The 22,733-nt window shown below is 65.3% G+C and carries 16 protein-coding genes and 2 pseudogenes; 9 read left to right on the plus strand and 9 right to left on the minus strand.

The annotated features are described in order from the left end of the window. Positions 1–15: 15 nt before the first annotated feature. A complete protein-coding gene (locus tag N4261_RS09610; RefSeq protein WP_261759935.1) occupies positions 16–969 on the plus strand; it encodes a histone deacetylase family protein in 954 nt (317 codons plus the stop codon). Positions 970–1,196: 227 nt separating this feature from the next. Continuing rightward, positions 1,197–2,642, plus strand: a complete 1,446-nt coding sequence (locus tag N4261_RS09615) for a mechanosensitive ion channel family protein (RefSeq protein ID WP_354005407.1) — start codon at positions 1,197–1,199, stop codon at positions 2,640–2,642. A gap of 18 nt (positions 2,643–2,660) precedes the next feature. Here the strand turns inward: N4261_RS09615 and ahr are convergent, their stop codons facing one another. From ahr to N4261_RS09630, 3 genes are all read right to left on the minus strand, one after another. After that, a complete protein-coding gene (ahr, locus tag N4261_RS09620; RefSeq protein WP_261759936.1) occupies positions 2,661–3,692 on the minus strand; it encodes an NADPH-dependent aldehyde reductase Ahr in 1,032 nt (343 codons plus the stop codon). 135 nt (positions 3,693–3,827) lie between these two features. After that, complete coding sequence (locus tag N4261_RS09625) at positions 3,828–5,885, minus strand: polysaccharide deacetylase family protein (RefSeq protein ID WP_261759937.1); 2,058 nt, start codon at positions 5,883–5,885, stop codon at positions 3,828–3,830. A gap of 363 nt (positions 5,886–6,248) precedes the next feature. Next, positions 6,249–7,790: a fumarate hydratase gene (locus tag N4261_RS09630; RefSeq protein ID WP_261759938.1), complete on the minus strand. Its 1,542-nt coding sequence runs from the start codon at positions 7,788–7,790 to the stop codon at positions 6,249–6,251. Between the two features lie 227 nt (positions 7,791–8,017). On the opposite strand from N4261_RS09630, the pseudogene N4261_RS09635 reads away from it, so the two are divergent. Continuing rightward, positions 8,018–8,296, plus strand: a pseudogene (locus N4261_RS09635) (IS3 family transposase); the annotation flags it as partial. A 41-nt stretch (positions 8,297–8,337) separates the two neighbouring features. On the opposite strand, the gene N4261_RS09640 reads toward N4261_RS09635, so the two are convergent. From N4261_RS09640 to N4261_RS09650, 3 genes and pseudogenes are all read right to left on the minus strand, one after another. After that, complete coding sequence (locus N4261_RS09640; RefSeq protein ID WP_261759939.1) at positions 8,338–8,964, minus strand: hypothetical protein; 627 nt, start codon at positions 8,962–8,964, stop codon at positions 8,338–8,340. Positions 8,965–9,112: 148 nt separating this feature from the next. Beyond that, positions 9,113–9,609 (minus strand): annotated as a pseudogene (locus tag N4261_RS09645) (DDE-type integrase/transposase/recombinase); the annotation flags it as partial. A gap of 64 nt (positions 9,610–9,673) precedes the next feature. Then, positions 9,674–12,652, minus strand: coding sequence for an RICIN domain-containing protein (locus tag N4261_RS09650; protein ID WP_261759940.1), 2,979 nt, complete (start codon positions 12,650–12,652; stop codon positions 9,674–9,676). Positions 12,653–12,840: 188 nt separating this feature from the next. Between N4261_RS09650 and N4261_RS09655 the strand changes: the two genes are divergently transcribed. From N4261_RS09655 to nhaA, 3 genes are all read left to right on the plus strand, one after another. Beyond that, positions 12,841–13,770, plus strand: a complete 930-nt coding sequence (locus N4261_RS09655; RefSeq protein WP_261759941.1) for a hypothetical protein — start codon at positions 12,841–12,843, stop codon at positions 13,768–13,770. Between the two features lie 60 nt (positions 13,771–13,830). Beyond that, positions 13,831–14,460, plus strand: coding sequence for a LysE family translocator (locus tag N4261_RS09660; protein ID WP_261759942.1), 630 nt, complete (start codon positions 13,831–13,833; stop codon positions 14,458–14,460). A 255-nt stretch (positions 14,461–14,715) separates the two neighbouring features. Then, positions 14,716–15,882 carry a Na+/H+ antiporter NhaA gene (gene nhaA / locus N4261_RS09665; protein WP_261759943.1) on the plus strand — a complete coding sequence of 389 codons (1,167 nt, stop codon included), beginning with the start codon at positions 14,716–14,718 and terminating at the stop codon, positions 15,880–15,882. A 419-nt stretch (positions 15,883–16,301) separates the two neighbouring features. Here the strand turns inward: nhaA and N4261_RS09670 are convergent, their stop codons facing one another. Beyond that, entirely contained in the window at positions 16,302–16,898 is a 597-nt protein-coding gene (locus N4261_RS09670; protein WP_261759944.1) for a TIGR00645 family protein, read from the minus strand. A gap of 223 nt (positions 16,899–17,121) precedes the next feature. On the opposite strand from N4261_RS09670, the gene acs reads away from it, so the two are divergent. Both acs and N4261_RS09680 read left to right on the plus strand, forming a co-directional pair. After that, positions 17,122–19,080: an acetate--CoA ligase gene (gene acs, locus N4261_RS09675; protein WP_261759945.1), complete on the plus strand. Its 1,959-nt coding sequence runs from the start codon at positions 17,122–17,124 to the stop codon at positions 19,078–19,080. 264 nt (positions 19,081–19,344) lie between these two features. Next, positions 19,345–19,893 carry a helix-turn-helix transcriptional regulator gene (locus N4261_RS09680; RefSeq protein ID WP_261759946.1) on the plus strand — a complete coding sequence of 183 codons (549 nt, stop codon included), beginning with the start codon at positions 19,345–19,347 and terminating at the stop codon, positions 19,891–19,893. Positions 19,894–20,122: 229 nt separating this feature from the next. On the opposite strand, the gene N4261_RS09685 is transcribed toward N4261_RS09680, so the two are convergent. After that, positions 20,123–20,434, minus strand: coding sequence for a c-type cytochrome (locus N4261_RS09685; protein WP_261759947.1), 312 nt, complete (start codon positions 20,432–20,434; stop codon positions 20,123–20,125). A 153-nt stretch (positions 20,435–20,587) separates the two neighbouring features. On the opposite strand from N4261_RS09685, the gene N4261_RS09690 reads away from it, so the two are divergent. Beyond that, the gene (locus N4261_RS09690) at positions 20,588–20,836 is read left to right on the plus strand and encodes a TIGR04438 family Trp-rich protein (RefSeq protein ID WP_261759948.1); all 249 of its coding nucleotides are present in this window, start codon (positions 20,588–20,590) and stop codon (positions 20,834–20,836) included. A 72-nt stretch (positions 20,837–20,908) separates the two neighbouring features. Here N4261_RS09690 and ilvD read toward each other — a convergent pair whose 3' ends face one another. Beyond that, positions 20,909–22,654 carry a dihydroxy-acid dehydratase gene (gene ilvD, locus N4261_RS09695; protein ID WP_261759949.1) on the minus strand — a complete coding sequence of 582 codons (1,746 nt, stop codon included), beginning with the start codon at positions 22,652–22,654 and terminating at the stop codon, positions 20,909–20,911. Positions 22,655–22,733: the final 79 nt, after the last annotated feature.

Genomic DNA, 22,733 nt, shown 5'->3' on the forward strand with positions numbered 1-22,733 from the left:
CAAGGCACTTCAGAGATGGCTACCGCATACCTCAGTCACCAGGATTGCCACCGTCACGACATGGGCGCCGGCCATCCGGAATGCCCGCAGCGCCTGGACGCGATCGAGGACTGGCTGATCTCCCATGGCATGGATGCCGCGATCAGCCGACACGAGGCGCCGCGCGTCGATCTCCACGACCTGGAGCGCGCCCACGCAGCGGTCTATGTGGCCGAGATGAAGGCTTTGCTGGAGGGCCTGGAGCAGGCCGCAGCCCAGGGCGACCCGCAGGCCGTCAAGGCGCTTGATCCCGACACCTATGCCAACGGTTTCACCTGGGCCGCCGCGCTGCGCGCGGCCGGTGCTGCGGTGCGGGCGACCGACCTGGTGCTGGACGGCGAGGCCGAGAACGCCTTCTGCGCCGTCCGCCCGCCCGGCCACCATGCGACCCGCGACCAGGCGATGGGCTTTTGCTTCTTCAACAATGTGGCGGTCGCGGCGCGCCATGCGCTGGATGTGCGCGGCCTGGACCGGGTGGCGGTGGTGGACTTCGATGTGCACCACGGCAACGGCACCGAAGACATCCTGGCCGGCGATGACCGGGTGCTGATGGTCAGCATCTTCCAGGACCCGCTCTATCCCTACAGCGGCAGCGAGCCCAAGGGCAGCAACATGCTCAATGTGCCGGTGCCGCCCTACACCCGCGGCGCCGAGGTGCGGGAGATGATCGAGAGCCTGTGGATGCCTGCGCTGGAGCGCTTCAAGCCGCAGATGATCTTCGTCTCCGCCGGGTTCGATGCGCATCGCGAGGACGAGCTGGCGCAGCTGGGTCTGGTCGAGGCCGACTATGAATGGATCACGCTGCGCATCATGGAAGTGGCCGCGCGCTATGCGAAGGGGCGCATCGTGTCCTGCCTGGAAGGCGGCTACCACCTGGGAGCGTTGGCGCGCAGTGTGGGCGTGCATCTGCGCACCCTGGCCGGCGTCTGAGTCGCGCCCCGAGGCGGCCGACACCGGCGCTCCGAAGATCCGGAAATGCGGCATTCCGACACGCATTCGCACACACATTTTTCCAATGCTTGTCGGCGCGTGTGGCGGCAAGTTGACGCTTTCCAACGCGCCGGCACCGACCTCTACCGTTCGATACGCCAAATCGGTGGCGAACCGATCCGCGGGCGACGACACTCTTCGTCCCCCTCCATTCCCTTCAGATTCCCTTGACGCCGTTGAACCAGCAGCTGAACCACACCCTGAGCCTGCATGAGCTGCAATCGCTGTTCAGCTCGCTCACCCGCCCGAATGCGGTGATCGAAGTCGGTCTGGTGATCGCCTGCCTGGCGCTCTCCTGGCTGATCGTCTTCCGCATCGGCAAGCATGTGACGCCGTCGCCGCAGGGCCATCAATCGGTGCTGTTAGGTCGACGGGTGTTCGACGGCGTGCTGTTCCCGGTGATCGCGCTGCTGCTCGCGCTGGGCGCCCGGCGGTTGATGCCCTATCTGGGCGAGCCGGTCGCCTTGTTCCGGCTGGTGATCCCGGTGCTGCTGTCGCTGGTGGTGATCCGGCTGGTGGCGCGGGTGCTGCGTGCGGCCATGCCGGAATCGCGCGGCATCCGCCTGCTGGAGCGGTCCGTGTCCTGGGTGGCCTGGCTGGGCTCCATCCTCTGGATCATGGGCGTGCTCCCCATCCTGCTGGAGGAACTGGACCACTATCCGCTGACCTTCCTGGCCAAGAAGGGCCAGGCCACGCCGACGGTGCTGGACCTGCTGCAGGGCGCACTCCAGGTTGGCGGCGTGATGATCGTGGTGCTGTGGCTGTCGTCGGTGGTGGAGTCGCGCCTGCTGCGGGGCAAGGTGGCCGATCTGTCGATGCGCAAGATCGCGGTGAACCTCACCCGCACGCTGCTGCTGGGCATCGGCGCGATGGTGGCGTTGAACATGGTGGGCCTGGACCTGAGCGCGCTGTCCTGGCTGGGCGGCGCGGTGGGCGTGGGCCTGGGCTTCGGTCTGCAGAAGATCGCGGCCAACTATGTGTCCGGCTTCATGATCCTGGCCGAACGCTCGCTGCGCATCGGTGACATGGTCAAGGTCGACACCTTCGAGGGCAAGATCACCGACATCAAGACCCGCTACACCGTGATCCGCGCACTCAACGGCCGCGAGTCGATTGTTCCGAATGAATCCCTGATCACCACGCGGGTGGAAAACCTCTCGCTGGCGGATCCCCAGGTCTGGCTGTCGACCGTCGTGCAGGTCGCCTACGGCACCGACCTGGATGCGCTGTTCCCGCAGCTCGTCGAGAGCATCCAGCAGGTGCCGCGGGTGCTCAGCGAGCCGGCGCCCTCGGTCGCCTTGAGCAACTTCGCGGCGGATGGCCTGGAGCTGACGATCGGCTTCTGGATCTCCGATCCGCACAACGGGCAGGGCGGGGTTCGCTCCGAGGTGAATCTGGCGATCCTGCGTCGACTCAATGCGCTGGGGATCGACATCCCGTTCCCGCAGCGCGTGGTCCATGCCGCACCAGTCGCAGGCGCCGAGGAGCCGACGGCGCACGCGGCCGGAGCAGTTGCGGACCTGCCGCCGCCGGGCGCCCCGTCGCCCTTGTCGACACCGCCCGAAGCGCCAGCGACCGCGACCGCAGCGGCGCAGGGCGCGCCTGCGCGTTGAGGACGTCTCCGGAACTGCTCAGGATGCCGCGGCGCCGTCCGTTTCCGCATCCAGCACGATCCGATACCGGGCCTTGTTGGCCCGAAGGTGATCCAGCGCCTCATTGACGCGGCTCATCGGGAAGCGTTCCACCTGCGGCAGGATCTGGTGGCGCGCGGCGAACTCCAGCATGCGGGCCAGCGTGGTGGGCGGCGGCGTCGGCGAGGCGGAGACGCTGCGCTGCCAGGACAGCAGGCCGCCGCTCTTGAGCTGCAGCTTGTCGGTGACCACGCCGACCAGGTGGAACCGTCCCTTGGCGGCGAGCGTGCCGATCAGCGCATCCCAGTTCAAGCTGGCCCCGACCGTCACCTGCAGGAAATCCAGCGATCCGGCGGCGGCCTTCAGTTCGCTGGTGTCCACGCTGGACAGCGTCTTGTGCGCGCCCAGGGCCAGCGCCTCCTCGCGCTTGGAGGGGGAGGAGGTGAAGGCGGTGACCTCGCAGCCCCAGGCGCGGGCGAACTTCACCGCCAGATGGCCCAGCCCGCCGATCCCGACCACGCCCACCCGATCCGTCGGCTTGATCGAATGCAGCACGAACGGCAGGAAGACCGTGCCGCCGCCGCACATCAACGGGCCGGCGGCGGCGGGATCCAGGTTGTCCGGAATCGGCACCGCCCAGGCCCAGTGGGCATGCAGGCGGTCGGCAAAGCCGCCGTGCCGACCGATGATGGTCGGCTGACGCTGCCCGCACAGATGCTGCTCCCCGCCCAGGCAGAAGCCGCAGTGCATGCAGCTGCCGGTGTGCCAGCCAATGCCGACCCGCTGGCCGACCTGCCGCCCCTTCACCCGCGCACCGACCTCGGTGATGACGCCGATGACCTCATGGCCGGGCACCACCGGATAGGTGGATGGGAACCACTCGCTGTCGATCATCGCGAGGTCGGAATGGCAGATGCCGCAGTGTTCGACGCGGATCGCCACCTCTTCCTCGCCCAACGGTCCGCTGTCGAAGTCGAAGCGCTGCAGCGGGCCGCCTTTCTCGGTGGCGGCCCAGGCGTGGATGGTGGTCATGGAGGCTCCTGATGAACGTGGGGTCGGGCGGTCAGCGGGTCCGCTGATCGGGTGGTCGAGGCGTCGCCGCTTTGGCCTTCCAGCCTTTCAGCCGTCCAGCGGATCGGCGCGTCCGTGCTTCGGCCCTTCAGCGCTTCAGCGCGGATAGCCGCGCTCGATCGCCTGGGCGAGCGACAGGACCTCCACGGTACCTGCCAACTCGGCCGCCCGCACATACTCGATGAACTCGGGAAGCGCGGTCAAGGCTTCCCCGCTGGCATTGAACTCACTGTGGCCGCCGAAGTACGCCAACCCCTTCTGGGCGATGGCCTGGTCCAGGTGGTCCTTCCAACGTTGCAGCAGCGTGCCGGCGTCGAAGCCGCTCATGTTGATCCGCGCGATGCGGTGGGGATCGCCGAAGGGCACGGTCTCGGCCCAGGCGAGCGGCGGATTCGCATGCGCGCCGCCGAGGAACAGCGCGCAGGACCGATGCATCCGCCGCAACGCCGCGAAGTTGTCGCCGCGGAAGTTGGTGGTGCCTGCGCTGCCCAGGCTGGAATCGTGGATGTCCTGGATGCCGAGCGAGCGCATGACCAGGAAATACTTGCTGTGCTGCTCGATCACCTGCTCCATGTTCTCCTGAAGGCCGGTCTCCAGCCGGTAGTTCTGGTTGGCGACCTGCCAGCCATGGCGCTGATGCAAGACCGCCAGTTCCGAGGCGGTCAGGGTGGTGCCGCTCATCGCGCGCACCGCGTCGGCATACAGGACCACCGGATAGCCGTATTTCGAAACCACTGGCAGCAGGTTGAGATAGGCGCCGCGGTTGAGGTCGTCGATGGAGAAGATGCAGATCGCCTTGGTCAGCGCCTTGGGGACGAACTCGATGGCCAGGGGCCGGAACTTCGCGCCGTTGCCCGCGGCACCGGTCTGCAGTCGGAACCTCGCCCATCGGATGGTGCTCAACGTCGCCCCCGCGCCGACCGGCGCGAACTTCTCGATGGGGAAGGCGAAGCTGTACATCACCTTCTCGGTGGTGGCGAACAGGATGCGTGGGTCGCTGCCCAGCGTGGCTGCGGCATGGTAATCCGCTGGGGGAGTGGCGGCATTGCCGCTGGAGAAGATGTCCAGCCCGAGATTGGCCAGCGCGTTGGCCGCGTCGAAACGGCTGCTGCCGATGGGCATGGACAAGGTCGCCCGGACCATGCCTTTGCCGCCGGACAAGTCAACGCCCTGAGCGCAGAGGAAGCCGGCGGAGCCGAAGAAGTAGGTGCCCGGCGCCGTCTGGGTGAACTCGATGGCCGAGCCGCCCTGATAGATCTCGCCATCGGTCATGTCGGCGCATTGGGCGGCGGCATTGCTGGTGAGCGCGGCCACGGTGGTGAAGTCGGCCAATTTGATGCCGCGCGCATGCAGGGTGCGTCGTGGACCTGCGGCCAGCTCGCCGACATAGACCGCCGGCACCGTGGGATGCTGGCTGGGATAGTGCAGCTCGCCGATGGGAATGCGGGTGTTGTCGCCGAGCTGCTCGGCCGCGGCGCGCAGGTTCAGCGAGGTCTGCAGTCCGGCGGTGAAGCACTCGACGGTGACGTAGCCCGCATTGGCGTCCGCCACCGAGTCGATCGGACGCAGGTTGATCTGGTTGGTGTTGCTGAGTCCGGCGACCATCAGGCTCTGGCCCACCCGCAGCCGGACCCCGCTGGTGGCGGTGGTGGGCGTGCGCACCACGATGTCCTTGGCGCTGGTGTTGACGATCTCCACGCCTTGAATTGCATTGGCGCCCAGCGTGGTGCCGCCGCCGCCGTTGGTGATCTGGACCTGCAGGGTCTTCAGCAGGCTGAAGACCTCGGTCGAGGTGAGGGCCAGCCCGTTCACCGTGAGGCTGCGGTTGGTCAAGCTGGCGCTGACCTTCGCATAGTCGCGGCGGCGCCAACCGAGTTGCGACGCATCGGTCAGCCCGACGATGCGACGCGCCATGCCGGGCAGCAGCGCGGCCCAGGTGAGGCCGGCATCGCGGGTGTATTCCAGCGCAGTGCCGGTGTCGTTGTTGACCTGAAGTTCGGTGCAGGGCTGCGCCGGAAAGAGCGAGGGCGCGCCCGAGGTGGCCACCGCCGGCAGCGTGATCGAGACAACCACCGTCTGGCTGATGGTGCCGCTGGCGGCGGCGGAGGCCGCATCGGGGATCCTGTCCATGTCTCGATTGATACGCTCCGTCATGGGCAGCTCCTGTTCCGGTGGATGGACGGCGGTCTGAGCGCCGTGGTGTCAGATCGGGTGAATCGACCCTTGTTGGCCCCCGCCACGCTTCAACCCGTGGTGGGCGGAGCGGAACGGGGGCGGGCGATCGCGTCTTGATTCTGAGCGGCGGCCCGACGGGGTCGAACGCATCCACGCGGGACGTGGCGTCCCGGGAAAGCAGGGCATCGGTCGAGGCAGTGATGCGGCTCGTCGCAGCGCACAGCGCCGCTCCCGCCCCGGTGCATGCCACCACGCCGAGCGGCGTTGGAAACGACAACGGCCACCCGAAGGTGGCCGTTTGCAGGCACGCGGATGGCCGCGTGCCGGAGGGCGCAGTGACGATCAGCCGGCGTTGACCGGAATCTTCACGGCCTTGCCGGAGGCGATGCGTTCCTGCCATTCGGCCGGGCCGGTGATGTGGGCGCTGGTGCCGCCGGCATCGACGGCCACGGTGACCGGCATGTCGACCACGTCGAATTCATAGATGGCTTCCATGCCCAGATCGGCGAAGCCGACGACTTGCGCATGCTTGATCGCCTTCGACACCAGATAGGCCGAGCCGCCGACGGCCATCAGGTAGGCCGACTTGTGATTGCGGATGGACTCGATCGCGACCGGGCCGCGTTCGGCCTTGCCGATCATCGCGATCAGGCCGGTCTGCTCCAGCATCATGTCGGTGAATTTGTCCATGCGGGTGGCGGTGGTCGGGCCGGCGGGGCCGACGACTTCATCGCGCACCGGATCCACCGGGCCGACGTAATAGATCACGCGGTTGGTGAAGTCCACCGGCAGCGATTCGCCCTTGGCCAGCATTTCCTGGATGCGCTTGTGGGCGGCATCGCGGCCGGTGAGCATCTTGCCGTTGAGCAGCAGGGTGTCGCCCGGCTTCCAACTGGCGACTTCGGCCTTGGTCAGCGTGTTCAGGTCGACGCGCTTGCTCTTGTTGTAGTCGGGCGCCCATTGGACGTCGGGCCACAGGTCCAGGCTGGGCGGATCGATGTAGGCGGGGCCGGCGCCGTCCAGCACGAAGTGGGCGTGGCGGGTGGCGGCGCAGTTGGGGATCATCGCGACCGGCTTGGAGGCGGCGTGGGTCGGATAGGTCTTGATCTTGACGTCCAGCACCGTGGTCAGGCCGCCCAGGCCCTGGGCGCCGATGCCCAGCGCATTGACCTTCTCATAGAGCTCGATGCGCAGCTCTTCCAGCTTGTTCTGGGGGCCGCGTTCCAGGAGTTCATACATGTCGATGTCTTCCATCAACGACTCCTTGGCCATGAGCATCGCCTTTTCGGCGGTGCCGCCGACGCCCAGGCCCAGCATGCCGGGCGGGCACCAGCCCGCGCCCATCAGCGGCACGGTCTTGAGCACCCAGTCGACCAGGTTGTCGCTGGGGTTCATCATCACGAACTTGCTCTTGTTCTCGGAGCCACCGCCCTTGGCCGCGACCATCACGTCGACGGTGTTGCCGGGCACCAGGCTCATGCTGATGACGGCGGGCGTGTTGTCCTTGGTGTTCTTGCGCTCGAAGATCGGATCGGCGAGCACCGAGGCACGCAGCTTGTTGTCCGGATGGTGGTAGGCGCGGCGCACGCCCTCGTTGACGGCGTCCTCGATCGAGCCGGGGAAATCGGCGAAGCGCACATCCATGCCGATCTTCAGGAACACGTTGACGATGCCGGTGTCCTGGCAGATGGGGCGACGGCCTTCGGCGCACATCTTGGAGTTGGTCAGGATCTGCGCAATCGCGTCCTTGGCCGCCGGGCTCTGCTCGCGCTCATAGGCGCGGGCCAGATGCTGGATGTAGTCGGCCGGGTGGTAGTAGCTGATGTACTGCAGCGCGGCGGCGACGCTTTCGACGAGGTCGGCGTGGCGGATCGTGGTGGTCATGGTGGCGGGTCTCTGTGACGCAAGCGCGCATTATCGCTACCTGAGCCGACACCCTGCTGACGCTGGGGAAGCGGTGTGGTCAGGTCCTCGCTCGGATCCTGAGGCTTATTGCGCAGATAAGCGGCGGGCTGTCAGAGGGCAGGAGGATTCCTGGAGGTTAGCCCCAGCGGGCACTTCTGATGGGAAGCCTTGCAGCGGCGCGGAGCCAAGGGCCAGGCCGCAGCCAAAGTGACAAGGCTTTGCTGGCGCACATTAAAGCCACCCACGAACAACTTCGAGGCGAGTACGGATGGCCGCAGATGCGCAAGGAACTGTTGGCTCGCGGCGTGCGGGTGGGCAAGGACCGTTTGCGCCTGGTGATGCAACGGCACGGCGTCCAGGCCAAGGGCAAGAAGAAGTTGGTGGTGACCACCGACGGCCGGCACCACTTGCCCGTAGTACCAGACCTGGATCAGCGACGCTTCACGCCGGCCGCGCCTAATCTCGTTTGGAGCGGCGACAACACTTTGAATCAACCCGGGTTGATTCACCGTGCTGTGCTGCGGAGCTAATTAGCTTCAGACGCTGCCGAGGCAGGAGGGGCAGCAGGCCGAACAGTTACAGAGTCAACGCGGGTAAGCAAGTCTTTCGCAGCGTCGGCTGGGGAGGTGGCAGCTCGCGCTGGACCCGAAACCGCTGTGGTCTTCGATTCCTCTCGTGCCAATTCCTGTGAAATTAGCGCTCCAGCACTAGCAAGTATAACCAACTGGGTCTTTAGAAATTCCTCGGGTGATATCGCCTCATTAAGGTACATCTGACAGAGCGTGAAGGAACTTGCTTGGTAGAGTTGAAGCCCTTGAGTGCGGCGATTCAAAACTTGATTGTTGCTAGCCATCGCAAGAGCGATACCTACCTCCGCCTCGCCTTTTTCCGCGACCTTTAAGGCAGCTACGGCCTTTCTAGCTGAAGCTAAGTCAATTCCCACCTCGGTTGGATTTTCGGCACAGAATCGACGTGTTTTGAAGTTATACAAAACTGTACGACGCTCTGGAGTAAGAGAAAGAATGCCAATCGAGACCGGTCCAAAATACCCAGATTGAATTCTATCTTCTATTACGGGCTTCTCAATTGGTGGCGTGAATACGCTACACGCAGATAGCGGCAACGAGAGGAAAATTATGAGAGATTTTTGCATCGCTTTTCCCGAGGAAGTTTCTTCCTGAATTTATCGGTTTTGTGAAAGCGTGCATCGTTAATCTTGTTGATGCTTTGAACAACCGGCGAACAGGTAGAGCAGGGCAGTAGCGAACCGCCCCGGGTTCCGAAGAGGCCATTTGGTTTAGTCAGACGGTCGCGGCCTGACCAGCGCTTTGTTGATGGTAATTAGCTTCGAATTCGGCTGGTGGGATGTATCCCAAGGATTGCATCAGGCGGTTGCGGTTGAACCAAGAGACCCATTCCTGTTTCGTCTTCCATTGACCCCGGCGATGAAGGACCTCGGCCCTATAGAGCTTGTTGATCCTCTTGGCCAGGGCAAGGTCACAGCTGTCACCCTTGGACCCGACCGAGGGCTCGATGCCCGCTTCGGCCAGTCGCTCGCTGTAGCGAATGGACAGGTATTGCTCTCTGTCGGAATGATGGGTCAGAGTGCCATCGTCGGACGACTGGCTGTCATACAGCGCCTGCTGCAGCCCATCCAGAACAAACTCGGTATTCATCGAACTGCTCTGGCGCCAACCCACGATGCGCCGACTGAAGACGTCCACCACGAGGGCCACATGGACCAACCCTGCCAGGTCGAGACGTAGGTGAAATCAGAGACCCAAAGCTGGTTGGGGCGGCAGTGCATCCTCCTTCTTGGCGAAGGCGCGTCGGTCGTCTTCGCTCTGCCATACGTCGCCATGTCACCAGCCGGCGTTACCCGTACCGCGGACGAAGAAGCTGTTCGGCGCGGTGCCTTGTTTCAAGCCGCCGAGGGCCGGATTGGTGACCACCACGCCGTCAAAATTCACCGCGCCTCGACCGCCGTTGTCGGTCACCTCAATGCCGTACTTGCCGGGATTGGTGATGCGGATGTTCCTCAGCGTCACGTTGCGGAACTTCGCGTTGTCGGCATCACGCAGCAGGTCCGGATGGAATTTCTCGCCGGGCGACACAAAGGGCGTGCCGAAGCCGCGGAATTCGATGCCCGAGTAGGTCGGGTCGATGATGTCCAGGTTCTCCACCAGGACGTCGTTCACATCGCCTTCGCGCAGGTAGAACTTCAGCGCGCCGTGCTGCCACGGATTGGCCGTGCCCTCAAGGAACATCGGGCCGCCCGCACGAATCAGCGAGATGTTGCTGAAGATGGTGGTCGATGGCCCGAACGGGTAGGGGCTGAACTCGTTATCGATCAGGATGCCTGGGTAGGTGAGCACGTCCTCGCAGACGCTGTCCTTGAACACGTTGTTCGCACCCCCGTAGGCCGCGAAACAGTTGGCGCGCCACGGCATCTGCACCGTGTTGTTGCGGAAGACGTTGTTCATCACCTGGCCCTGGTCGGGTGCGTTCCTGCCGGCCGGCGCGATGAAGTTGTCGCCCATCTGGTAGGTCTTCTCCTTCACCCAGTCGGTCCACTTGATCGACCACACCACCAGCGCGTCGTCGCCGGTGTTGCGCAGGTGGCAGTTCTCAACCAGCGAGTTGGACGTGCCGTTGTCGAAGTTGATGCCGTCCGCATAGATGTTCCGGATCCGGCAGTTGCGGATGGTCAGGTTCTGCGTCGGCTGGGTCTGGTTCGGCGGATCGTTGCCCACCCAGATCGCGCCGACCACGTGTTCGATCCAGACGTTCTCGATCAGGCTGTTGGTGCCCATCGGGCCGGCGAAAGCCTTCTGCACACCTTCGGCTTCCTCGGCGCGGGCCTTGGATTCGCCCAGGATCGAGAAGTCGCCGAACACGCATCGGGCGCTCGCGCCGTAGCAGAAGAACAGCGCTTTCGGGCCCCGCAGATTGGTGTGCCACATGCCCGCGCCGCGCACCTCGATGCCGGGATTGTCCAGACCGATGTTGCCGCCGTCGATCTTCTGCAACAGGTAGTCGCCCGGCGGGAACCACAGCTTGCTGGTCGAGCGCATGGCGCGCAGCAGGTCGTTGGCGTGGTCCTTGCCATCGTTGGGCTGGATGCCGAAGGCGGTCACCGAGGTGAAGCCTGCCGGCATCGTCAGCGCCTTGGGCACCGGTTCGATGTCCACCAGGTCGATGACATAGAAGCCGGCCGTGTCCTGCGCGTCGCGACGCAGCATGACGGTCGCGCCGGCAGGGATGTTGTCCGGCAGCAGCGTGCGCACGTCGTCGAAGAAGGTGTGCGGCTGGGCCGCCGGCTTGTCGACGATCGGATCGCCGATCAGCCCGCCTTGGTAGGACCAGCTGTAGCGTGAGGTCAGGGGCAGCGACTTCACGCGAATGCCGTTGACGTACAAGCCCAGCGTGGCATCGATGCCGCCGCCGTTCGGCGCGTCAGGAATCGAATAGCGCACCACCACGCCATTGCCGGCCTGGGTGGTCTTGAAGGAGACATAGTCGCCGGTCTTGTTCAGGCGCACCGCCTTGCGGCCGATGGCTTCGGATTCGATATGGTTGGCGTCCCACTTCTGGCGGCTTGGGCCCAGGATCTGCGCGTTGGTCTGGCCGTCCTCCGCCTGATATTCCACCCACGGCACGGCGGCACCACGGGCGGGGGCCGGAGCCGGAGAAGGCCCCGGCGCCGGTGAGGGCGCGGGAGCGGGTGATGGTGGAGGAGCCGGTGACGGCGCTGGAGCCGGTGATGGTGCTGGAGCCGGTGATGGTGCGGGGGCCGGTGATGGAGCCGGCGCTGGTGACGGTGCGGGAGCCGGTGCAGGTGCAGGTGCTGGGCTCGGAGCGGGCGAGGGCGCGGCGGCGATCAGCGTCCACTTCTCCGTGTCGCCGCCGTTGCAGCTCCACTGTCCGATGTGGCCGCCTTCGGCCTTGCTGAAGTTGCCGACGTCCAGGCACTTGTTGCTGTGCTTGAAGCGGACGTTCACCAAGCCGCCGCCCAGGTTGTCCAGCGAGAAGCGCTGGTGGTCGCCGCCGACGAACTGCCATTGGCGCACGTTGGCGCCGTCGGCGGTCGAGACGCCGTCCACTTCCACCGCCTTGCCGCTGTAGACGTTCACGAGGCGGTAGAAGCCTTCGGCGTCACGCACCAGGTCGAACAGCCGGCCCGCCGAGTTGTTGCAGCTCATCTGGACGATGTCGGCGCCACTGATCGTTGATGGGCCGGCCACCGCGAGGCACAGGCCACTGAAATTGGAGCGCAGGGCGTAACGGGGGCTGGGGGCTGGCGCGGGAGCCGGAGCCGGAGCGGGCGCCCCGGCCACCGGCACGAAGATCCACTTCTCCGTCTCGCCGCCGTTGCATTCCCACTGGCCGATGCCGCCGCCAGCCGAGCGGCTGGCGTTGCCGACGTCCATGCACTTGTTGCTGTGCTTGAAGCGGACGTAGAACTTGCCGCTGCCCAGGTCCTGCGCCGTGAAGCGCTGGTTGTCGCCGTTCAGCCAGGTCCACTGGTGAAGGTTGGCGCCGTTGGCCGTGGAGATGTCCTGCACGTCCACGACCTTGCCGCTGTTGACATTCACCAGCCGGTAGAAGCCCTGGCTGTCGCGTTGCAGATCGAACTGGCGGGCGGCCGCGTTGTCGCAGCTCCATTGGACGATGTTGGCGCCTTCTGCGTTCGAGTTGTTGTCCACCGACAGGCAGAGGCTGCTGAATGAAGAGCGCACCGTGTAGCGGCCGGCAGCCAGTTCGGCGGCATGGCCGAGCGGCGTGAATCCGGCGCCTGCAATCAGGGCCAGACAGAGCGGTGTGTAGCGAAACGGGCGCATGGGGGCCTTTCCTCCTGGAGGGCTCCGAGCGGGGCGCTTGGGACAGGCCGACGCTGAAGTGCGGGCGATGTTAGTCACCCGACCTGGGTTTGCATGGGCCCCGTATCAGCCGGTTTCAAGACTTGCCTGGATCGGCATGGGTGGGGCTGCGGTAACGGGACCTGTCGGCAAGCCGTCGCGCGATTCGCATGGCCACTCAGCCCTTCGTTCCCAAGGCCCAGAGCTGCAACGCGCATTGCGACCATCATTCAATGCCCATCAGCCCAACCTCCAGCGCCAGCGGCCATGTTCACACCGCGATGTCCACGGACGGTGTGCCCGTTGCCGACAGTCCGGCCCGACCTTCGGCAGAGCGGGCACAACCCGCCCTCAACCCCCATGGCTTGGCCACACGGGTGTCCCCACGATCGAGCTCGACGGCCGGCCGCGTCAGCCTGCCGGCGGTGTCGTCAAGGGCGACTGGTCAGGGTGGCCACACTCAGTGGAACCTGCGGGATTCCGCGACGTTCTCCCACGGCATCAAGGAAGACGCCAGCAAGGTGGCCGCCTTTGGCGCGGCGGCCCAACAAGGGAATGCGGAATCGCTGAAGTTCGTCGCGGAAAACGTCAATCCCAATCTCCTTTCCGGGATGTTGCGGAATGCGTTCGGGGCGGCGACGGGGTCCGGGCCGGCGGCGCTGAAACAGAATTGCGTGTATTGCTCGAAGGCGGCCGATCAGAACCTCGAGGCGCTCTCATCGGGCGCGCCGACCCAGTTCTGGGTCGCCAGTGAGACGTCCGCCGGCAACCTGCCGCCCCAAGGCAAGGATCCGAGGTCGGTCACCAAGGACGCCAGCATGGAGGACCTGATCAAGCAGGAAATCGCGCCCGGTCGGCGCGGCATCATCAGCGTGCCTCAGCGCGGGACCGCGGTAGCCAATCACGCGATGAACGTCGTGCGTGCCGAGGATGGCGGGATTCATGTCATCGACGGCCAGAACAGCAAGCTCTATGACCTTTCCAGTCAGATTGATCAGCAGGCGTTCCAAGTCAAGTTCGGCCACAACGGCGGGCCTTGCCTGGCGCGGTTCTTCGACACCGGAAAGGCGCCCAATCTCACGGCCACCTCTGACCGGTAGCTTGGCCAGCGCACCGGTGTCGAGTCCGCGCTCACGGCAGAGCTGACTATCATCGCCGCCATGCTGACGCTCGCCCAAACCTTCGCCTTCCTGATCGCCGCCGTGCTCCTGACCCTGTCGCCGGGGCCGGACAACCTGATGGTGCTCAGCATGGGTATGTCCAGGGGGCGGCGCCAGGGCATCGCTTTCGGCCTGGGTTGTGCGCTGGGCTGTCTCAGCCACACCGTGCTGGCGGTGATCGGCGTGAGCGCGCTGGTGGCCGCCTCACCGGTGGCCTTTACCGCGCTCAAATGGGCGGGCGGCCTCTATCTGCTGTGGCTGGGCGTCCAAGCGTTGCGCAGCAGCGGCGCGGCGCGGGTGCAGAGCGGTGGGCCGGCCAGCGAGCAGCCGCTGCTCAAGCTGTTCGCCAAGGGCATGGTCGCCAATGCGATCAATCCGAAAGTGGTGCTGTTCTTCCTGTCGTTCCTGCCGCAGTTCGTCGTGCCGGCGCAAGGTCCGGTGGCGCTTCAATTGGGCTTGCTGGGACTGCTGTTCACCGCACAGGCCGCAGTGCTGTTCGGGCTGCTGGGCTACTTCGCGGGGTCGATCGGCGCATGGATGAATCGCACCCCAGGCGCCGGACGCTGGCTGGATCGGATCGCCGGGCTGGTGTTCGTGGGGCTGGGGCTGCGGCTGATCACCTCACGGTGAACAACACGGCGTCGATCCACGACGCGCCATGGCGGGGCCAGCCGGCCCGAACCATCGGCCCTTGCAAGGGCCGCGCACGGCGGGACCGGGTGGGCGCGCGACGCACAGCGGAGTCACGGTGGCAGGCTTTTGGCGCCGATTTGCCGCCGTTTTGACGTCGACAGGCGATCGACGCCGGCAGAATCGCCTGCTTTACTGCCCCCTTCTTGCATCGACGTCGCTCGATGCATTCGACATTTCAGGAGGACCCATTCCTTGACGCCAGGGCTTAAACGTTTCTTCGCCAGCGAATCCGCCGGCGGCATCGTGCTTGCGATCGCCGCGTTGGCCGCGCTGATCATCAGCAATTCGGATTGGGCAGGCACCTACCACGCATTCACCCAGATTCCCGGCGAGGTCCGGATCGGCGGCGATTGGCTGGTGCTGGCCAAACCGCTGATCGTCTGGGTCAACGACCTGTGGATGGCGGTGTTCTTCTTCCTGGTCGGGCTGGAGATCAAACGCGAGTTCGTCAGCGGCGAGCTGGCGCAGCGCTCCCAGGCGGTGTTGCCGGCGATCGCGGCCTTGGGCGGCATGGCGGTGCCGGCGCTGATCTATGCGGCGATCAACTGGGGCGACCCGGCCGGTCTGCGCGGTTGGGCGATCCCGGCGGCCACCGACATCGCCTTCGCCATCGGCATCGTCATGCTGCTGGGCAGCCGGGTGCCGACCTCGCTGAAGGTGTTCCTGACCGCGGTGGCGATCATCGACGACCTGGGGGCGATCGTCGTGATCGCCCTGTTCTACACCCACCACCTCTCACCGGTGATGCTGGGCGTGGCGGCGGTCTGCCTGCTGGTGCTGTTCGGGCTGAATCGGGCACGGGTGATGCGCACCGATGTCTACATCATCGTCGGCCTGGTGCTGTGGACCTGCGTGCTGAAGTCGGGCGTGCACGCGACCTTGGCGGGTGTGGCCACTGCGCTGTTCATCCCGTCCGACGACGGCCGCGGCCATTCGCCCGCCGAGGCGCTGGAGCACGGTCTGCACCCGTGGGTGGCCTTCCTGGTGCTGCCGATGTTCGCCTTTGCCAATGCGGGTGTCTCGCTACGGGGCCTGGATCCGGCGGATCTGCTGCATCCGGTGTCCCTGGGCATCGCGTTGGGCCTGCTGCTGGGCAAGGCGGTGGGCGTGTTCGGCAGTTCGTGGCTGATGATCCGGCTGGGTCTGGCCAACAAGCCCAGCGGCGCGAACTGGGTGCAGTTCTTCGGCGTCTGCGTGCTGTGCGGCATCGGCTTCACCATGAGCCTGTTCATCGGCGGCCTGGCCTTCACCGGGCTGGGGGCGGACTATGAGACCCGGGTCAAGCTTGGCGTGTTGGGCGGGTCGATCCTGTCGGGCGTCATCGGCACCTTGATCCTGATGCGCAAGTCGGGGCGCTGAGCCTCGTTGACGGCCGCCACCCGGAGCCCCCGGTGGCGGCCCACTGGCGACCTCACTGGCAGCCTCACTGGCCGCTGCGGTTGCGCCGGGTGGATGCGCTGCAGCCCGCTTTGGCACCTCCGGTATCCGGTTTGGGCCTGTAGGGCGGGCACCCGCCGCTGGGAGCGCCAAGACAAAGAGCCTGTGATCCTCGCGGATCCCAGGCTCTTCTCGTTGGGCAGTGGCTCGTTGGTGGCTCGTGGGTAGCTGGTTGGACGGCCGTTCGAGCCGACGGTGGGTCGCCCGTCGGGGTCCGGTCGGGTTCCGGTTGGATTGCCATCTTGCGGCAGCGTCGCCGGCGAGCCCCTGCAGGGCCGGCGGGTAACGGCGCCGTGCGCCGCCCAGGCGGGTTTCACGCCCGGGGCGGCGTCGATGCGGTGTCAGTGTTTGTCGTGCGAGAGCAAGCGGTCGGTGTAGGCGATCGCCAGGGCGGAGAGCAGGAAGGCGATGTGGATGATGGTCTGCCACATCAGCGTCTGCTCGCTCAGGTTCTGCACATTGATGAAGGTCTTGAGCAGGTGGATGGACGAGATGCCGATGATCGCCGTCGCCAGTTTGACCTTGAGCACCGAGGCGTTGACATGGTCCAGCCATTCCGGCTGGTCCGGATGCCCTTCCAACTTCAGGCGTGACACGAAGGTCTCATAACCGCCGACGATCACCATGATCAGCAGGTTGGAGATCATCACCACATCGATCAGCGCCAGCACCGCCAGCATGATGATGGTCTCGTTGAGCTTCATCACGCCGTCCTGAACCACCTCGGCCCGGTAGCCGACGCTCTTGACCAGCAGTTGCAGGGCCTCTTGGTTGCCGAAGGCCGCCTCGACCAGGTGCACCAGTTCGGTCCAGAACTGGAAGACATACACCGCCTGCGCCACGATCAGTCCCAGGTAGAGCGGCAGTTGCAGCCAGCGGCTGCCGAAGATCACGGCGGCCAGTGGGGAGTGTTTCCGGGTAATGGGGCGATCGGACATCGGGTAAATCCTTTGAGTGATAACGGGCAGGTCAACGCCCAACCAGGCGATTTTAGTGAGAGCATCGACTGCCACAGCGTCATGTGCGCGGGGCGGTCGCGTCGCGCATCTCGGGGCTGGCTTGGATGAAGGCGCTCTTCTACAAGAGTAAGGCGATCGTCAGTGTGAAACCGCAAAGTCGCGGCGCACGATTCAAGATCCCGCCAGCACCGGAGACAAAGCCATGAGCGACAAGATCTATCCCCCTCCCGCGTCCGCCGTCCAAGGCGCGCATGTGTCCGGCATGGCCGCCTATGAAGCGCTGTGCAAGGAAGCCGAGACCGACTACACCGGCTACTGGGCTCGCCTGGCGCGCGAACTGCTGACCTGGCAAAAGCCCTTCACCCAGGTGCTGAACGACAGCGATGCCCCCTTCTTCAAATGGTTCGAGGACGGTCAGCTCAACGCCAGCGTGAACTGCCTGGACCGCCATGTCGACGCCGGCCGCGGCGATCGGGTGGCGCTGATCTTCGAAGCGGATGACGGCGCCGTCACCCGCGTCACCTATGCCGAGCTGCTGGCCAAGGTGTGCCAGTTGGCCAATGCGCTCAAGGCGCGCGGCGTCAAGAAGGGCGATCGCGTGGTGATCTACATGCCGATGTCGATCGAAGGCGTGGTGGCGATGCAGGCCTGTGCCCGCATCGGCGCGACGCATTCGGTGGTGTTCGGCGGGTTTTCGGCCCAATCGCTGCGGGACCGGGTCCAGGATGCGGGCGCGGTGATGATCCTCACGGCCGACGAGCAGCAACGCGGCGGCAAGTCGCTGCCGCTCAAGAGCATCGTCGACGAGGCCCTGGCCGATCACAGCTGCCCGACGATCAAGGACGTCATCGTCTACCGCCGCACCGGCGGCACGGTGGGCTGGGTGGCCGGCCGCGATCAGTGGCTGCATGAGGTGGTGGCCGATCAACCGACCACCTGCGCTCCCGAGTGGGTGGAGGCGGAGCACCCGCTGTTCCTGCTCTATACCTCCGGGTCCACCGGCAAACCCAAGGGCGTGCAGCACAGCACCGGCGGCTACCTGCTGCATGCGGCGCTGACCACCAAGTGGACCTTCGACCTCAAGGACAGCGACATCTTCTGGTGTACCGCCGACATCGGCTGGGTGACGGGCCACACCTACATCACCTACGGTCCGCTGGCGCTGGGCGGCACCGAGATGGTCTTTGAAAGCATCCCGACCTATCCCGACGCGGCCCGCTTCTGGAAGATGATCGAGAAGCACAAGGTCACCATCTTCTACACCGCGCCGACGGCCATCCGCTCGCTGATCAAGGCCGCGGAAACCAACGATGCGGTGCATCCGAAGCATTCGGACCTGACCTCGCTGCGCATCCTGGGCTCGGTCGGCGAGCCGATCAATCCGGCTGCCTGGGAGTGGTACCACCAGCATGTGGGCGGCGGCCGCTGCCCGATCGTGGACACCTTCTGGCAGACGGAAACCGGCGGCCACATGATCACGCCGCTGCCGGGTGCGACGCCGTTGGTGCCGGGCTCCTGCACCTTGCCCTTCCCGGGCATCACCGCCGCCATCGTTGACGAGACCGGCAACGATGTGCCGAACGGGCAGGGCGGCATCCTGGTGGTCAAGAAGCCGTGGCCGTCGATGATCCGCACCATCTACGGCGATCCGGAGCGCTTCAAGAAGAGCTACTACCCGCCCGAGCTGAAGGGCTACTACCTGGCCGGCGACGGTGCGATCCGCGACGAGAAGACCGGCTACTTCACCATCACCGGCCGGATCGACGATGTGTTGAACGTGTCCGGCCACCGCATGGGCACGATGGAGATCGAGTCGGCCCTGGTCGGCTGCACCGAGCTGGTGGCCGAGGCCGCGGTGGTGGGGCGCCCCGACGACACGACCGGTGAGGCGATCTGCGCCTTCGTCGTGCTCAAGCGTCCGCGTCCCAGTGGCGACGAGGCCAAGGCCATCGCCAAGCAATTGCGGGACTGGGTGGCCAAGGAGATCGGTCCGATCGCCAAGCCCAAGGACATCCGATTCGGGGACAACCTGCCCAAGACCCGCAGCGGCAAGATCATGCGACGACTGCTGCGTTCGGTCGCCAAGGGAGAGACTGTCACCCAGGACACCTCGACCCTGGAGAACCCCGCCATCCTGGAACAACTCGGTCAGGCCTACTGACACAGCCGTCAACCCCGCCGACACGAAGCCCCGCCTTGGCGGGGCTTTTTCTTTGCTTGTTCGGGCTTGCCACACGGAACTCCGTGGGGCGATGACTCCCACTTGCCATAAACCAAGTGCGCCGTACTTGATCGTGCTGTGGAACTCATGAAGGCATGGGCGAAGAATGCGGCGCTCCGCTCCGGAAGCTCGATACAGGGCTCATCGGAGCAACCTCCGGCCTGTCCGGAGTTTCGTCGTCGGGAAATTCGCAAGGAGTCGTTCGTGGAGTTTGCTTTCCATCTCAAATACCAGCTGTCCGCCGAGGACAGTGATCGGAATGATGTCGTTGAACGACTCATCGAGACGGGATGCGGTGATGCGCTGATCCGGACCGGCCAGCCGGGGCGGCTGTCGCTGTCATTCATCCGCCCCGCGCCCAACGCGGACGCTGCGGTGTTGGGCGCGCTCCATGCGGTGAAGCGAGCGGTGCCCTCGGTGCGTCTGATCGAGGTCGGTCCCGATCTGGTCGGGCTGACCGATGTGGCCGAACTGGTGGGGGTCTCGCGCCAGAACATGCGCAAGCTCATGCTCACCCATGCGTCCAGCTTTCCGCCGCCGATGCATGAGGGCAATGCATCGTCGGTCTGGCATCTGTCGCATGTGCTGGGTTGGCTCAAGTCTCGCGGGCATTACTCGCTCGATGCCAGCGTGATGGACATCTCCCGCATCGCCATGCAGGTCAACCTGGCCAAGGAGATGCTGCACATGGAGGGCGAGCATCAGGCGCTTCGCAACCTGCTGCGTGCCGCGGTCGGCGGCGGGGTCTCATGACGGGAAAATGCGACAGTTGGTCGACGGATCGACAAGATGACATCACTGCAACGCCTGCTCACAACTGTCGAACAGCGTCCGTGGGGACCGCACCGCAGACCGATGATCGTCGCTCACCGGATCGGCGCCCGCCAAGCAAAAAGGCCCCTGGAGGGGCCTTTTTTGGTCGGGGGCGACATCCGGTGTCGCCCGCGTGGTCAGCGCCGGGCCATGGCCCAGCCGGACCGACTCACTTCAGTGTCATCACCCACTTGGCAAGCTGCTCGGCCTCTGCCGGGCTGACTTGCGCGTTGGCGGGCATCGGGACCGGGCCCCAGACGCCCGAGCCCCCCTTGATGATCTTCTCGGAGAGCTTCTTGACGGCGTCCTTGTCGCTGGCGTACTTCGCAGCGACGTCCTTGTAGGCCGGACCGACCAGCTTCTTGTCCACCGCATGGCAGGCCATGCAGTTCTTCTTCTGGGCCAGCTCCGGGCTGGCGAAGGCGGGGGAGAAAACGGCTGAGGCGGCAAGTGCCGCACAGGCGATCAAGGCGTTTTTCATGGCATCCTTTCAGATCCTGCCGGGAGGAAACGGTTCGCCCTGTCGACAAGCATCCGCATCAGACGGTTCTTGTGGCTGGGGCGTTGGCCGGGCTCGGGCGATTGTAGTGTTGGGGACGCCGCTGCGCTGGCGAGGGTCGCGAGGAGAAACGAGATGTGGTTGATCGTCATAGGTGTGTTGTTGCTACTGCTCAAACTTGGCGAAGTGGGGCCGGTGGGTGACTTGAGTTGGTGGTGGGTGCTGTCGCCGTTCCTGGCCGCGGTGCTGTGGTGGGAATTCGCCGACAAAACCGGCTACACCAAGCGCAAGGAGATGGAGAAGCTGGACGAGCGCAAAGAAGCCCGCCGTCAGAAATCCATGGTCGCCATGGGCAAGGACGAGAAGACCCGCCGTCGCCGCTGAGCCGAAGTCCTCGCGGTAGCGCCAAAGGAAAGAGCCGCTCTGGGCGGCTCTTCGTGATTCATTGCGGCGCGTTCAGTCGAATTTGTCCAGCACCGCGCCCGAGCTGGCGCTGGAGGCGGACTTGGCGAACTTCGCCAGCACGCCGCGCGTATAGCGCGGTGCGGGCTGCCGCCAGGCGGCCTTGCGGCGTGCCAGTTCGGCATCGTCCACATTGAGCTGCAGCAGCAGCTTCAGGGCGTCGATGGTGATGAGGTCGCCTTCCTGGATCAGTGCGATCGCCCCACCTTCGTAGGCTTCCGGCGCCACATGGCCGACCACCATGCCCCAGGTGCCGCCCGAGAACCGACCATCGGTGATCAGGCCGACACTCTCGCCCAGACCTTGACCGATCAGTGCGCCGGTGGGCGCCAGCATTTCGGGCATGCCCGGTCCGCCCTTGGGGCCGAGATAGCGCAGCACCATCACATCGCCCGCGACGATCTTGCCCGCCATGATGGCGGCCAGGGCCGACTGCTCATCGTCGAACACCCGCGCCGGGCCGGTGATCACCGGATTCTTCAGGCCAGTGATCTTCGCGACGCAGCCCTCGGGCGAGAGGTTGCCCTTGAGAATCGCCAGATGCCCTTGCGGATAGATCGCCTGGTCCACCGGGCGGATGACCTGCTGGTCCGGCGACAGGTCCGGGACCTCGGCCAGGTTCTCCGCCACCGTCTTGCCGGTGATGGTGATGCAGTCACCGTGCAGCAGGCCGGCCTTGAGCAATTCCTTCATCACCGCCGGCACGCCGCCCGCTTGGTGCAGGTCCACCGCCAGGAAGCGGCCGCTGGGCTTGAGGTCGCACAGCACCGGGATCTTCTTGCGCATGCGCTCGAAATCGTCGATGGTCCAGTCCACCTCGCCGGCATGGGCAATGGCCAGGAAGTGCAGCACCGCATTGGTGGAGCCGCCGGTGGCCATGATCACTGCGACGGCGTTCTCGATCGCTTTCTTGGTGACGATGTCGCGCGGCTTCAGGTTGGCCTTGACCGCTTCCACCAGCAGGGCCGAGGCCTTCTTGACGTTGTCGACCACCTCGTCTTCGACATTGGACATGCTCGACGAGTAGGGCAGCGACATGCCCAGGGCTTCGAAGGCCGAGCTCATCGTGTTGGCGGTGTACATGCCGCCGCAGGAGCCGCTGCCGGGAATGGCGCGCTTTTCGATCTGGCAGAAGTCCTCTTCGCTCATCTTGCCGGCGCTGAACTGGCCGACTGCCTCGAACACGCTGACGATGTTCAGGTCCTGGCCTTTGTAGTGGCCGGGCTTGATGGTGCCGCCGTAGATGTAGATGGCCGGCACGTTTGCGCGCAGGATGCCCATCATGCCGCCGGGCATGTTCTTGTCGCAGCCGCCGATGACCATCACGCCGTCCAACCACTGACCGCCGACGCAGGTTTCCACGCAGTCGGAGATCACTTCCCGCGAGGCCAGCGAGTACTTCATGCCCTCGGTGCCCATGGCCATGCCGTCGGAGATGGTGGGGGTGCCGAACAGCTGGGCATTCGCGCCGGCGGCCTTCAGGCCGATCACCGCCGCGTCTGCCAATTTCTGCAGGCCGGAATTGCAGGGCGTGATCGTCGAATGGCCGTTGGCCACGCCGATCATCGGTTTGCCGAAATCCGTCTCCTGATAGCCCATGCCGTAGTACATGGAGCGGTTGGGCGCGCGGGCCACGCCTTCGGTGATGTGCCGGGAACGGCGGTTGGGCGCGTGCTCGGGGTCGACGGAGGAGGGGGCGGCGTTGGCGCTGGTGGCGTTGTTCTGGGTGGCGTCGGTCATGGCGCGGGTCCTGGCAGGCTGCTTGGAGCGGGCAGTATGCGGTGTCTGCATTCGAGGGTCCAATATATAGTTGGCGCTG

This window comes from Roseateles amylovorans, from assembly GCF_025398155.2.
In the GTDB taxonomy this organism is placed as follows: Bacteria; Pseudomonadota; Gammaproteobacteria; order Burkholderiales; family Burkholderiaceae_C; genus Roseateles; species Roseateles amylovorans.

Coding starts and splice junctions, on each gene's coding strand:
- N4261_RS09670 (WP_261759944.1), bottom strand. CDS start 16,898: ATGTCCGATCGCCCCATTACCCGGAAACACTCCCCACTGGCCGCCGTG.
- N4261_RS09660 (WP_261759942.1), top strand. CDS start 13,831: ATGCTGACGCTCGCCCAAACCTTCGCCTTCCTGATCGCCGCCGTGCTC.
- N4261_RS09650 (WP_261759940.1), bottom strand. CDS start 12,652: ATGCGCCCGTTTCGCTACACACCGCTCTGTCTGGCCCTGATTGCAGGC.
- ahr (WP_261759936.1), bottom strand. CDS start 3,692: ATGACCACCATCCACGCCTGGGCCGCCACCGAGAAAGGCGGCCCGCTG.
- N4261_RS09655 (WP_261759941.1), top strand. CDS start 12,841: ATGGCCACTCAGCCCTTCGTTCCCAAGGCCCAGAGCTGCAACGCGCAT.
- N4261_RS09630 (WP_261759938.1), bottom strand. CDS start 7,790: ATGACCACCACGATCCGCCACGCCGACCTCGTCGAAAGCGTCGCCGCC.
- N4261_RS09690 (WP_261759948.1), top strand. CDS start 20,588: ATGTGGTTGATCGTCATAGGTGTGTTGTTGCTACTGCTCAAACTTGGC.
- N4261_RS09685 (WP_261759947.1), bottom strand. CDS start 20,434: ATGAAAAACGCCTTGATCGCCTGTGCGGCACTTGCCGCCTCAGCCGTT.
- N4261_RS09640 (WP_261759939.1), bottom strand. CDS start 8,964: ATGCAAAAATCTCTCATAATTTTCCTCTCGTTGCCGCTATCTGCGTGT.
- acs (WP_261759945.1), top strand. CDS start 17,122: ATGAGCGACAAGATCTATCCCCCTCCCGCGTCCGCCGTCCAAGGCGCG.
- N4261_RS09625 (WP_261759937.1), bottom strand. CDS start 5,885: ATGACGGAGCGTATCAATCGAGACATGGACAGGATCCCCGATGCGGCC.
- ilvD (WP_261759949.1), bottom strand. CDS start 22,654: ATGACCGACGCCACCCAGAACAACGCCACCAGCGCCAACGCCGCCCCC.
- N4261_RS09610 (WP_261759935.1), top strand. CDS start 16: ATGGCTACCGCATACCTCAGTCACCAGGATTGCCACCGTCACGACATG.